This window comes from Streptomyces sp. Tu6071, assembly GCF_000213055.1.
Taxonomy (GTDB): domain Bacteria; phylum Actinomycetota; class Actinomycetes; order Streptomycetales; family Streptomycetaceae; genus Streptomyces; species Streptomyces evansiae.
The window spans coordinates 709,639-723,389 of the sequence record NZ_CM001165.1 but is presented as its reverse complement, the minus strand read 5'-3'; the positions used below and the strand labels follow the sequence as shown (position 1 = coordinate 723,389).

Here is a 13,751-nt window from a genome sequence, read left to right as displayed (position 1 = left end):
CGTGTCCCCGGCACCCGGCCCCGGGGCCCGCCTCGTCACCAGCGCCCCTGCCCGCGGTCGGCGCCGCGCCCTCGACGGCGGGCGGCTCGGCCGCACCCGTTCCGCGCGCCTTGACGTACCGGCCGCGGCCAAGGCGCGCGCCTTCACGAGCGGGTTCAGCGCCGGTCTGCCCGAGCTGCACCTGCTGCGGCTCATCACCCTCAGCACCTCCGGCGGCCGGGTCCTTTCCGAGAACACCTACTGGCGCCACCGCTCGCCGGAGGCGATGCGGGCCCTCGGCGGCCTCCCCGACGCCCGCCTCACCGTCACCGCTCTCGGCCGCGCGCGCAAGGGCGACCGCGAGGAGGTGCGGGCACGCGTCGGCAACCGGGGCCGCGCGGTCGCCGCGATGACCCGCCTGTCGCTGCGCGAGGCGCGGGGCGGGGACCGTGTCCTGCCCACCCTCTACAGCGACAACTACCTGTGGCTCCTGCCGGGCGAGTCGCGCACCGTCACGGCCGCCCCCGCGGGCCTCACCGTCCGCGCCGAGCCGTTCAACGGGAGCCCGGTCAGCGCCGGGGCCTGACGCGCGCTCACGGCCCGCACCGCGCTTGTCCGGTGCGGGCCGTGGTTCTTTTCGGTCCGGGAGCCGGTGCTCAGGGTGTCCCGTCCGCCGTGCCGGGCACCACGCGCATCCCCAGGCCGCGTACGCGGTAGATGCACGTGTCGTCGTTCCACAGCGTCGCCTCCGCGAGGGCAAAGGCGCCCTCCGGGGTTCCCTCCGCCTCCAGGATCTCCATCTCGATCCGGACCCGGCGGCTCGCCGGGGTGACCTGGCCCCGGTAGGTCCAGCTCAGCTCGGTCCCCGGCGGCGTCGTCACGAACCGGGGAGAGGCGATCCCGGCCGTCAGCCCGCCTTCCCGCAGGTGGTGCCGGAGGAGCTGGCACATCGCCTCGATGCCCAACGAGCCTGGCTGCACCGGGTCCTGGAAGAAGTGGGACCGGAAGAACCACGCGCCCGGGTCCACCTCCTTCTCCGCCCGGAGCCGCCCGCGTCCCGCCCGGCCGCCCTCGGGCCAGTAGCCCGTGACACGGTCGAGCATGCGCAGCATGGGACCGGGCTGCCCGAGGTCCCGGCGCGCGGTGAGATCCGCCTCGTACGCGCACGGTTCGTCCAGGCGCGCCCGGTCCGCGGCGGACACCGGGAGGCCGGGCTGGTCGGCGAAGGACGAGGACGGGAAGTAGCCGAACACCGTGGACACCGCGAGGAGCGGCGCGCCGTCCGCCGTGCACGCGACGTCGAAAGCCTCGATGATCATGTCCCCGACCCGGGAGACACGCGTCAGGCGGGCCCGCGTGCGCACCGTCCCGGTCCCCGGCGTGACCTCGCCCGAGACGGTCCCGGAGCCGTCCAGATTGCGGAACCGCAGGTCGGTCGCGGTGGTGAGGGCGCTGCCCACGTACGAGGCCAGCCACCCGCAGGGTTGCAGCGCCACCTCCAGGAGCACGGCGAAGGGCATCGCGCGCCCGTCGCCCTCCCGGAAGTACCAGGCGTCGGCGGGCACGTCGTACTCCGCGACGACCTCGCTCCCCTCCCTCATGCCGCCCTGCCGACCGGTCACGGAGGTCACGCGGCTCATGAAGTGGTACGGCGGGCCGGGCAGCCGCGCGACCTTGCGGGTCCCGTCGAAGACCGCGTACGGCGGACCGAACGCCTCGCTCGGCCTGCCCCACGCGCACGCGAGCAGGGAGTCGCGGCCGAAGGAGAAGCCGTCGGCCTCGGCCACCGGGCGCGGCTCGCCGCGCGCCTCCCGCGGTACGGCGATCCCGCCGCCCTCCACGGCGGGCCCGCCCGTGTGCCGCCACTGCGAGAGCGGCCAGTCCGGCACCAGGCGCAGCGCCACGTTCCGGCCGTGGAACGCCTTCACCCCGTCCACCGAGCCGAGCACCTCGGCGTACAGCGTCGGCTCCGGACCCGCCGAGACCCCGCGCACGAACACCTCGTACACGATCCGCCCGCTCCCCGGCGTCGCCTGCCCCCGGCAGTCCGCCGTGAAGGGCGCCTCGCCGACCGGCTCGAACCGCCAGCCGTCCCGCTCCACGGTGAAGCCCATGGCCGTCAGGTAGAAGGCCATCGCCTGGAGACCGCCCTGGAGCATCAGGGTCCCCGGCATGCACGGGTCGTTCTTGAAGTGCCCCGCGAAGAACCAGTCGCCGGGCGACACGGGCGTCTCGGCGCGCAGATAGCCGCGCCCCCAGGGCCCACCGGACGGGTCGAACGCGGTGACCTCGTGGAGCAGCAGCAGGCGGCCCTCGTCGATCCTCGGCGTACGGACGTGCGCGGCCGTGGCCTCCCAGCCGCGCCCGAAGCACGCGGCGGGCCGCCCTTGAGCGAGCGACCGCACCTGGGCGGCCGTGAAGGACGCCGCCGGGCAGCGCACGTGCGGCGGGTCCTGCGGCAGTTCCTCGCCGGGCGGGCTGTCGGCGGGCGACCAGCGGACGCCGCCGCTCGCGGCGAGTTCGGCCGGGGTGAAGAAACCCGCCCGCCCGTCCCGGACGCTGAGCCGCCGTTCGCCGTTCACGGTGCAGTCGTAGTGGAAGAAGAAGAGCAGCACGCCGTCGTGCTCGGCGTGGCCGTCGACGTGGATCTCGTAGCGCGCCGTGTCACCGGGACCCGGCGGCGGGCCGTGGAACGTGACCTCGCAGCCCAGCAGCCGGTACGCGCGCTCGCCCCGGTTGAGGAGGTCCACACCGAGCCAGCTCAGCAGCAGCAGATCGGCCTGGCCCGCCTCGATCATCAGCCCGGCGGGCATCCGTCCGGTGGCGTCCAGGTACCAGCTGTCCCCGCGCACATCGGTCTCGGTCCAGACCGTCCCGCCCACGCGCGCCCCCGGACCGGCGACGAGCGCGGCCGGTTCCGCGTCGATGCCGGTGACGCGGTCGGCGAGGAGCATGGGCGGCTCGGGCATCCGCGTCTGCACCGCGTACGCGTCCTGCGCGGCGAACCGCGCCCCGAAGAGGGCGGAGATCTCCCCGGAGGCGAGGTGTTCCAACTGCGCGCGGCCGAACTTCGGGCCGGGGAGGACCGGAGGGGGCGAGGCGGGGGCGGTCCCTGCCAGGTCGGGGGAGGGGAGGGGCACGAGGGGCCGGGCGAGGGCGGTCGGAGGGAGGGCGAGGCGGGGGCGCTCCGTGGCGGCTCGCGGGGGCACGGGAGAGTCCGCCCCGGTCTGCGCCAGCGCGACGACCACCCGCGCCGACAGACTCAGGAACGCCTGGTGCGCGGCGACGTGGTGGGCCGTCACCTCCTGGTGCAGCGCGACGACCCGACCACTGTGCCGGGCGGCCAGGGCGCGGAGATCCGCCGGGGCCGGGGCGGCGGCGGGTGGCACCGCGGAGCCGGGTTCCCGGACGGCGGGGGCTGGCACGGGTACCAGAGCGGGCGCTCGCGGCATGGTCAGCGGGGGCACGTCTGCCGCGGGAGACATGCGGACCGCCACCTCGGAGGCGGGCGTCTCCCCGGCCGCCGGAGGCCGGGTCGCCTCGGCCGCCGTACGGGCGAGCACCTCCGCGACCGCCGGGGAGGGCGGCCCCGGGACGCCGACGGTACGGACGGGGCCGGGCGCGGCGACATCCGTGACCGCCCCTGCGAGCCCGTCGAAGAGCGCGTCGGCCCGTACCGGCACCCCCGCGACGACGAGTTCGGCCACCGCGAGGCACACCTGCCGCAGCCCCGGGTCGCCCTGCGCGTCGAGCGCCACGGCCACGTGCTCCCTGTCCCCGAGCACCCGCCCGATCCAGCCGGTGCACAGCCCCCGGGGACCGTGCTCGACGAAGACCCGCACCCCGTCGGCCCACGCCTGTTCCACCGTGCCCGCGAAGTCGATCGTCCCGAGCCCCTGCGCGGTCAGCGCGTCGGCGACCCGTTCGCTCGTCGGCTCGTACGCGCGCCCGCTCGCCCCGCTGTAGAACCGCACCCCGGGCACCGCGACGGTGGGCCGGCGGTGGATCTCGCGCCAGGAGTCCCGTACCGCCGCCAGCTCCGGGGCGTGCGCGGCGATGTCGTAGTCGATCGGGAAGGCCCGGTCCGTGCCGAGGCGTTCCACGACGGCCCGGCACGCCCGCTCCTCGCCCCCGACGACGCAGACGCCAGGTGCGTTGACCGCCATCAGGTGGACGGCGGCCTCGCGGGCGAGTTCCGCGCGGACCGTGTCCAGCGGCGCGGTGACCAGGTAACTCGCCCAGCGCTCGCCCCGTAGCCCCGCGCGCTCCCACACCCGGCGTACCGCCCGCAGCTCCCCGGTCAGCTCCGTCGTGAACAGGCCGCTGTCCCGCGTGGCCGCGTACAGCCCCGCCGCGTCCGGCCAGGCCCCCAGGGCGATCAGCGCGGCGGACTCGCCCGAGGAGTAGCCGATGGCCGCGTCCGGCCGGAGGCCGAGCACGTCCCTGGTGAGCACGGTGTGCAGGGTCGCCAGTTCCGCCGCTCCCCAGATCCGGCCGAGCACCCCGCCGCCGGCCCCCGCCCGCTGGGGTCCGCCGAGCGGCCCGTGCGCCGCCCGGACCGCCTCGCCGAGCGAGGGCAGCGCGAGCGCGAGGGCGCGCCCCATCCCCGGGTACGAGGCGGAGCCGTTGGTGTACACGAAGGCGGTCCGCCCGGCGACGGGCCGTTCCCGGTAGCGCACCCCGCTCGGCCGGACCCCGCCCCGCTCCAGCCAGCGCCGGGCGGCGGCACGGCGGGCCGGGAGGTCGGCGTCCCGCTCGACCAGGAGCGCGAGCCGCGCCGGACCCGCCGGGGACTCGGCCCCGGTCTCCAGCGCGGCGAGCACCTCCCCGCGGTCGTTCCCCGAGTAGACGTGCAACCGCGGCGCCGGGCCGGGGGACCACGCCCGCGCGTCCCCCGCCCGCAGCCCCACCCGCACGGTGTCGCCCTCCAGCGGCGAGACGACGGCGACGGCGGTGCGGGGCGGCACGGAGCTGTCGGCGGGCAGCCCCGCGCACGGCACCGCGCGCGCCTGGAGCGCCGTCACGGCGACGGCCACCGAGACGAGTCCCTGCGCCGCGTGCGCCCGGCCAAAGGCGGACACGGGGTCGAACGCCGCCCCGGGAGCGTCGCCGATGACCATGTCGGGCGCCCCGGCGGCCTCGTCGTCGAGAACGGCCAGCACCGTGTCGCCGTCGCGGCGCGCCGCGTCGAGCGGCTTCACGACAAGGACCACGGCGGCGTCGCCGGGCTCCGCCTCCTCGCCCAGCTCCCGCAGCGCGGCCCGGTGCACGGGCTCGGTGGACAGGTCGACCGCGCCGACGAGCGCCACGTCCGCCTCGCCCGCCCGCAGCGCCCGCGCCGCGAGGTCCAGCGCCACGAGCCCCGACGCCTCCTCGGCCGACACCGCGAACCCGGGTCCCGCGAGGTCGAGTTGTGTGCTGATCCGGTTCGCCACGAGGTTGGGCAGGCTGCCCACGACCCGCTCCGCCGCCATGGGCGGCGCGAAGGCGTCCCGGATCTCCGCCGTCCGCGCCCCCGCGTCCACTCCGCCCCGCTCCAGCCAGTACGGGACCCGCCAGCGCGCACCGGCCCGCGCCACCCCGGGGTCCACCCCCATGCCGATCACGACCATGGTCCGCTCGCGCGGCAGCGACAGCCCCCGCACGGCCTCCCGGGCGGCCTCCAGGACAAGGAGCTGCGGGGGCATCGTCCGGTCCATCGACAGCGGCGGGAAGGCGAGGCCCGTCAGCTCGACGGCGATCTCCGCGACGGGACCGCGCCGCTCACCGCCCAGCACCGCGCGGCGGAAGTCCTCGGTGCCCCGCCCCTCCCCGACGCGCGCCCCGAGCGCGACGACCGCGAGCGGCGCGGGCCTCTCCCGTACCGGCACAGGCACCGGCACCGATACCGGCACAGGCACCGGCACCGATACCGGCTCAGGCACCGGCTCCGCCGCGTCGGGGCGCGCGTGCGCGAGCGGCGGCTCCCGGAGTGCGGCGGCCGGGGACGTGCGACGCGGCGAGGGACCGTCCCGCTCCGGCTCGAAGTCCGGGGCGTCCACGATCAGATGGGCGTTCGTGCCACCGAATCCGAAGGCGCTGACCGCCGCCCTGCGCGGTCCCGGCCACGGTTCCGGCGCGGTCAGCAACCGCAACGGGGAGCCGTTCAGCGCGTCGATCGGCCGCTCGGCCCCGAGCGAGGCGGGACGGACCCCCGCCCGCAGGGCGCCGAGGACCTTCAGCAGCCCGGCGATGCCCGCCGACGCCAGGAGGTGCCCCACATTGGACTTGGCGGAGCCCACGGGCACGTCCGTGCCCCGGGCGTAGACCTCCGCCATGCTCCGCGCCTCCACGGCGTCCCCCACCGGGGTCCCCGTCGCGTGGCACTCCACGAGCGACACCGACTCCGGAGCGACCCCCGCCGCCGCGTACGCCTGCCGCATCGCGCGCACCTGGCCCTCCGACGCCGGGCTGAGCAGCCCGCCGCCCCGCCCGTCGTTGGACAGCCCGACGCCCCGGATCACACCGAGTACGGGCAGGCCCTCGGCGCGCGCCCGCGACAGCCGCGTCAGGGCGACGAAACCGGCGCCCTCCCCGTGCGTCAGCCCGTCCGCCGCGCGGTCGAAGGGACGGCCGCGCCCGGTCGCGCTGACCGCCGACAGGCCGCAGAACCCGACGTGCAGGAACAAGTTGTCGACGCGGTTGACCGCGCCCGCCACCATCAGGTCCGCCGTCCCGTCGTGCAGCCGGTCGCACGCCAGCTTGATCGCGTAGAGCGAGGAGGCGCACGCGGCGTCGAGCGCCCACGCGCCCGCCCCCAGCCCGAGGGCGCGGGCGGCGAGACGCGCCGGGAGACCCGACGAGAAGCGGTTGCGCGCGTCGGGCCGCTCGCGGCGCCCACCGGTCAGCAGCGCCTCGCGCGACGAGGGCGGCAGCGCGGACAGCCACACGTGCTCGGCGAAGGCCGATCCCGCCGCGGTGGGGTAGGACAGGTTGCCGAGGACGAGCCCGGCGCGGGGCAGCGGGCCCGCGCACCCGGCCTCCCCGAGCGCCTGCCGCGCCCCGTGCATGACCCAGTGGAACAAGGGGTCCAGTGCCAGGATCTCCTCCGGCGCCATCGCGAAGCCGCCCGGGTCGAAGACCGCGTCGAAGCCCCGTACGTACCCGCCGCGATCGGTCCACGTACGGTCCAGGTGCTCGTCCACCGAGCCCATGGCGAACCGGTGCGGGAGCCGCCAGCGGCCCTCCGGGACGGCAGAGAGGCTGTCCCGCCCGGCGGCGATGTTCTCCCAGAACATGTCGGGATCGAGCGCGTCGGGCAGCACGCAGCCCCGGCCGACGACAGCGATCGGTTCGCGTCCCACGCGTACTCCTTTCAGAAGGGACGGCATACGGGTCCCCGTCCGGACGAACGGCGGTCCCCTCCGGAGGACAGCGGTCCCCTCAGGAGGGGCGGCGGACGAGTTCCACGCCGAGGAGGGCGAAGCGCACCGCGCCGTCGGGGTCCAGGACGGCGACGTCGCACCGCGCGCCCGTCTCGTGCGTCTTGCGCGCCCGGACCACGCACCGCGCGGGGCCTCGCGCCGGTCCGCGCCGGTACACCCCGCACTCCGCGACGGCCATCGGCAGCGCCGCCTCACCGAGCACCCCGTGCGCCCAGAGCAGGGTGACCTGGAGGGCGGCGTCCAGCGCCGCCGCGTCCAGCGGCCAGGCGTTCCCCGGCCAGCCGAGCTCCCCCGCTCCCACGACGGTCGCCTCCGCCCCGTGCCGCGAGACTCCGCGCAGCGAGCGCACGGACCGGAACAGGGGGCCGTGGAAGAGGACGTGTCCGTCGTACACGTCGGCCGACGCGGGCCCGTCGAGTCCCTCCGGGGTCGTCCACTCGCCCGGATCGGGGACGGCACCGGCCCGCTCCAGGACGGCGCCGACGTGCGGAACGCCCGTCTCGTCGCGCAGTTCCGCCTCCCAGCGCGAGGGGGCGCCGGTCGTGGCGGCGGCGACGCGCACGTCCAGCCGGTGCCCGGCGCCGCCGAGCCCAGACAGCACGCACTTGCGGTAGACGCGCACGTCCCGCAGCACCAGCGGCTCGTCCGCCCGCCACCCCGAAGGGGCCGCGCCGGTCAGCCAGTTGAGGGCCATCGCCAGGGGCAGGACGGGGACCCCGGCGATCTCGTGGTCCGCGAGCTGCGGAAGGCGGCTTCCCCGGACGAGGACCCGCGCGGCGCGCGGCGCGGTGTCGGCGGCCGGGGCCGCGTCACCCGCCGCGATCACGACCCGTGCGGCGCCGCCGGGGTCGCCCAGCTCGGCCGAGAAGGCGGCGGCCCCCTGGTCCACGGGGAGGAGCGCGACGCCGGAGCGGCCGAAGTGCCCGGCCAGGGCGGGGGTGACCATGCCGCCCTGCCAGGGGCCCCAGGCCACGGAGCGCACCAGGCAGCCGGGGCGCCGGACGCTCTCCGCCGAGGCCACGTGGTCGAGCACCCCGTTGGCCATCGCGTAGTCGGCCTGCCCCGCGTTGCCGAACGCGGCGGCGACGGAGGAGAAGAGGCACAGCAGGTCGAGCGGGTCGTCGGCTGTCGCGGCGAGCAGCGCGCGCAGCCCGTCCACCTTCGTCGAGAGGACCAGGTCGAACTGGGCGTCGGTCTTGTCGGCGAGGTGCTTGTCGGCGAGCACCCCCGCACCGTGCACGAGGCCGGTCACGGGGCCCCACGACGCGCGCACGTCGCCCAGCGCGGCACGCAGCGCGGCCTCGTCGCGTACGTCGACGGTCACGTAGCGGACGGGGGAGCCCGCGGCCTCCAGCGCCGCGACCGTCGCCCGTACCTCGCGGGCGGCCAGGATCTCCCGGGCGCGGGCGGCGAGCGCGGACGGCGAGCGGCCCTCCTCGCGTTCGGCCTCGCGTTCGGCGAGCAGACGGACGAGCGAGGGCTCGTCGTCGGCGCCCTCCAGCCCGGCGGGCTCCGGCTCCGTACGTGTCCGGCCCAGCAGGACGAGGCGCGGGCGGTGGGCCTTCGCGAGTGCCAGTAGCGCGGCCGCCGTCACGCCGCGCGCGCCGCCGCTCGCGACGATCACCGCGTCGGACGTGACGCGGGACGGCCCGGCGGTCGCGGGAGGTGCGGGGACGGCGCGGGGGACGGCGCGCGTGCCGTCGGCGCGCAACCCCACCTGCCCCTCGGCGCCGCCCTCCAGCACCTCCCGCACGAGCGCGTCGGCGACGGCCTCGGGCGCGCGTCCGCCCGCCTCGCAGTCGACGGCCCTGACGGTCGCCCCCGGCCACTCCTTCCCGGCCGTCGCGGCCAGAGCGGCGATCCCGCCGAGCCAGGCACGCCCCGGCGCACGGCCGTCGAGGCCGAAGTCGCCGCCCGTGTCCTGCACCGTGACGAACACGCCGCCGTCCGAGGACATGCGCCGCGCGACCGCCCGTGCGGCACGGAACACCGAGCGCCGCACCTCGCCCGCCTCCTCGGGCGCGCCGGAGGAGGTCAGTCCGCCGAGGTGGATCACCCCGCGGGCGTCGTCGGGGACCTCCGTCACGGCGGTCGCCTCTACGCCGTGCTCGGTCAGGCGCCGGGCCACGAGAGCGGCGAACTCCCCGCCCGAGTCCCCGGTCACGCCCCCCTCGGTCACCACCAGCGGCCCGTCACCGAGACCCGCCGGAGCCAGGCCGGACGCGGGCGTCTCGACCATGCGGGTCACCAGGCGGGTCGGGGCGGGTGGCGCGGGAGTTGGTTCGGAGGCGGGTGACGGCGTCGGTGCGGGGGCGGGCGTCGCGGCGGGGTCGGGCAGCGTCACAGGGGCGGGCGCGGGCCGCTCGGCTGTGAGCGCGTCGCGGGCGGGCGGGTACCCGGTCTCCGGCGTCGTGCCGGTGGTGAGGGCGCGCGTGATCTCGCGCAGGGTGCGCAGCTTGCCGAGTTCGGCGACGTTCCCGGTCGGCACGTCGCCGAGCTGCCGTCGTACGGCGGACAGGATCTCGACCCGCTTGATCGAGTCCACCCCGAGGTCCGCCTCCAACTCCATGTCCAGGCCGAGCATCGGCGCGGGATACCCGGTCAGCCGCGCCACGACCGAGAGCAGCAGCTCTTCGAGTTCCCCCGTGGACAGGGATCGGCCGTCGGCGTTCCCACCGGGCGTGTCCGCCTCGGGGCCGGGGACGGCGGGGACCGACGGCGGGGGTACGGGGGAGGGGACGGGCGCGGCGAAGGAGGCCGGGGGCCGGGGGAGGACGTCGGGCGCGGGGACCTCGTGGGGCGGGGCCGGGTGGTCTTGCGCGGAGGGCCACGTCCCTGTGTCGGCGAGGGGCGGGGGAAGGGGGGACGGCGCGGGGACGGACAGCGGCGAGGGAGCGGACGGCGAGGGGGGAAGTGCCGGTGAGGGCGCAGTGAGACCTGCCGCTCCCGCGCCGCCCTGGACCCCGAGCATCGCGCACAGCGTGCTCTCCGACATCCGCAGGAAGGCCGTGTGGCTGTCGATCAGCATGCGTTGGCAGGCGGTGTGGGCCTCGGCCGTCTGCCGCTGCACGCTCTCGACGAGGGCGTACCAGTCCGCACTGCGGGAGGGGACGGGCACGGCGGGCGGGATCGGCGCGGACGGGGGTGGGACCGGGGCGGACGGGAACGGGACCTGCCCGTGCGCAGGCGCCGTCGCTCCGTACGTGGGCACGGGCTGCCCGTACGCAGGTGCCGATTGCCCGTACGCGGGCACCGGCTGCCCGTACGCGGTCGGAGCGGCCCCCTGCGAGGGCGCAGCCTGCCCGTGTGAGGGCGCCGCCTCCCCGTACGCGGTCGGAGCCTCCCCGTACGCCCGCGTCCGCTCGTACCCCGGAGCCTCGTCCCCCGGCGCCTGTTCGTGGCGCGGTTCCGGCACAGTGGGCGGCGTCGTGGGGGCGGGCGGTACCGTGTGCTCCCGGCGCTCCGTGACGTGAGCCGTGTCCGTCGCCGTGCCGGGGCCGGTCTCCGGCGGCACGGGGTCGCGGTGGTTGGCCCCGCCGATCTTCACTGTCATGCGCGGTTCGCGCTCCTTCTCGGGTGTGCGGGCCGGTCCGTAGGGTGCCCAGAGGTGTGCGAAGTCGAGGGGGACGCCCGCGACCGCGAGGCGGCCGAGCGCGGAGTGCAGGCCCGTGACGCCGTCGGTGTCCGGGCGTTCCAGCGCGACGGCCGTGTGGGCGCGGTCGCCGAGGATCTGCCCCACCAGCCCCGTCAGGGTGTGGCCCGCGCCGACCTCGACGAAGGTCCTGACCCCCGCGGCGTGCATCGCCTCGACCTGCTCGCGGAAGCGCACGGGCGAGGTGAGGTGCCGCGCGAGTGTGCGCCGCACCTCGTCGGGCGGCGCGGGATAGGGCGCCGCGTCGGCGTTGCCCCAGACCTCCAAGTCCGGTTTTGAGAGCGGAAGTTCTTCCAGATACGCGGCGAGTGCGTCGGCGGCCGGGGCCACCAGCGGGCTGTGGAAGGCGAGGGAGGTCCGGAGTCGGCGGGTGGTGATGTCCTCGGCCGCGAAGACGCGTTCCGCGTCGGCGATCGCCGCGAGGGTGCCCGAGAGCACGACCTGACGCGGGGCGTTGTCGTTGGCGGGCCACACGTCGCGCGCGCCGGACGCGGCCAGCACGGCGCGCACCCGGGCGCGGTCCGCGGCGACGGCCAGCATCGCGCCCGGGGCGACGGCCGTGTCCCGCAGCACGACACCGCGCCTGCGGGCCGCGGCGAGCAGGGACTCGGCGTCCAGGACGCCCGCGCAGTGCAGGGCCACCAGCTCCCCGAAGCTGTGGCCCGCGACGCAGTCCGGCCGCAGCCCGAGCCCGCGCAGCACGTCGAGCAGTGCCAGAGCGTGCACCGCGAGAGCGGGCTGCGCCCACTCGGTGGCGTCCAGCGCGGCAGCGGCCCGCGCGCTCTCCCCGGAATTGAAAGCGGGTGGCGGGAACACCACTTGGTGCAGGGGGATGCCCTCGAACTCCCCGCCGCCCAGCCGGTCCCACACCCGCTGGGCGTCCGGCGAGTACATCGCGAGATCCGCGCCCATGCCGGTGAACTGGGCGCCCTGGCCCGGGAAGAGGAACGCGATCCGGCCGGGCTCGGGGCTTCCGGCCGCGTAGTGCGTACCGGCCGGTGTCGAGAAGGACTCGTCCGGGTTGCGCCGGATCTCCGTGAGGGCCGCCGCGTACTTCCCCGCCAGGTCCTCGGTGTCCTCGGCGACGACGGCCAGCCGTACCGGGGCGGTCGGGGAGCAGGCACTCTGGCTCCCGCGCGCCACTTCCGCGAGCGACCGGCCGTCCGCGAGCGCTTCCGGGGCGGGCAGTGCCGCCACCGACGAGGCGCTGAACAGGACGAGTTCGGTGGGGGCGGTGCGATGGCGCCACGCGGTGCGGCCCGAGGCACGGGAGGGGACGTACTCCTCCAGCGTGACGTGGAAGTTGCTCCCGCCGAAGCCGAAGCTGGAGACCGACGCCCGCCGGGGGTGGTCGTCCGGGCGCACCCACGGCCGGGCCCGGGTGCTGACGTAGAAAGGGCTGCCGGGCGCGGTGACTTCGGCGGCCGGGCGCTCGACCTTGATCGTCGGGGGCAGGACCCTGTGACGCAGCGCCATGACGGCCTTGAGCAGTCCCGCCGCGCCCGCCGCGCACTTCGTGTGGCCGATCTGCGATTTGACCGAGCCGAGGGCGCACCACGGCCGCTCACCGTGTCCCGGTGAGCCGAACACCTCGCGCAACGCGGCCAGTTCGGAGGCGTCCCCGGCCCGCGTCCCCGTGCCGTGCGCCTCCACCAGCTCGACGGTGTCCGGCCCGTACCCCGCCTCCTCGTAGGCGCGGCGCAGGGCGCGGGCCTGACCGGCGGGGAGCGGGGCGTAGATCGCCGTGCTCCTGCCGTCGGACGACGTACCGATCCCGCGGATCACGGCGTGGACGCGGTCGCCGTCCCGTTCCGCGTCGGAGAGGCGCTTGAGCGCGTACATGACGACGGCCTCGCCCAGCATCGTGCCGTCCGCCGCCTCGGAGAACGGGCGGCAGTCGCCGGTGGGCGAGAGCGCGGGCGTCTTCGAGAAGCAGACGAACATCCCGATGTCGTTGCCGGTGTCGACGCCGCCGCTGATCACCAGGTCGGAGCGGCCGAGCGAGAGCTCGGCGACCGCTGTGGAGAGCGCGGCGAGGGAGCTGGCGCAGGCCGCGTCGGTGGTGTGGTTGGTGCCGTGCAGGTCGAACCTGTTGGCGATCCGGCCCGCGACGACGTTGCCGAGCAGCCCGGGGAAGGTGGACTCCCGCCAGGGGGTGTACTGCCCGGCGATGCGCTCGCACGCCGCCCGCGCCGCCGCCTCCGTCAGCCCGCTCTCGCGCAGGGCCTTGTGCCACACGGGCCGGTGGGTGCGCGCGTACATGTGCGGAAGCAGCTCCAGCGCTGCGGCGCCGAGCACCACGCCGACCCGCTCGCGGTCCACGTCCTCGAGGCCGCCCGCGTCGGCGAGCACCTGCTCGGCCACCACGAGGGCGAGCAACTGGGCGCTGTCCGTGGCCGACAGGTTGGTGGGCGGAATGCCGTGGGCGAGCGGGTCGAAGTCCACCTCGGGCAGGAAGGCGCCCCTGCGGGCGTAGGTCTTGTCGGGCGCGGTGGGATCGGGGTCGTAGTGGTCGGCCACGCGCCAGCGGGACGCGGGGACGTCCGTGATCATGTCGCGTCCCGCGACGACGGCCCGCCAGTACCCCGCCGCGTCCCGCGCGCCGGGAACCAGCGCACCGATCCCGACCACGGCGATCGGCACCTGGCGGTGGGTGTCGGACACGGTCTCTCCCCGCTGTCGAAGGTCGGGCACGG

At 76.6% G+C, this 13,751-nt stretch carries 3 protein-coding genes; 1 reads left to right on the top strand and 2 read right to left on the bottom strand.

Translation table 11 applies throughout. From position 1 onward, the window contains the following. Position 1: 1 nt before the first annotated feature. Positions 2–565: a glycoside hydrolase family 2 protein gene (locus tag STTU_RS02975; RefSeq protein ID WP_007819695.1), complete on the top strand. Its 564-nt coding sequence runs from the start codon at positions 2–4 to the stop codon at positions 563–565. A gap of 70 nt (positions 566–635) precedes the next feature. Here the strand turns inward: STTU_RS02975 and STTU_RS02970 are convergent, their stop codons facing one another. Beyond that, the gene (locus STTU_RS02970) at positions 636–7,322 is read right to left on the bottom strand and encodes a type I polyketide synthase (protein WP_043253918.1); all 6,687 of its coding nucleotides are present in this window, start codon (positions 7,320–7,322) and stop codon (positions 636–638) included. Positions 7,323–7,401: 79 nt separating this feature from the next. Further along, complete coding sequence (locus tag STTU_RS02965; RefSeq protein WP_043253916.1) at positions 7,402–13,719, bottom strand: type I polyketide synthase; 6,318 nt, start codon at positions 13,717–13,719, stop codon at positions 7,402–7,404. Between the last annotated feature and the right edge of the window lie 32 nt (positions 13,720–13,751).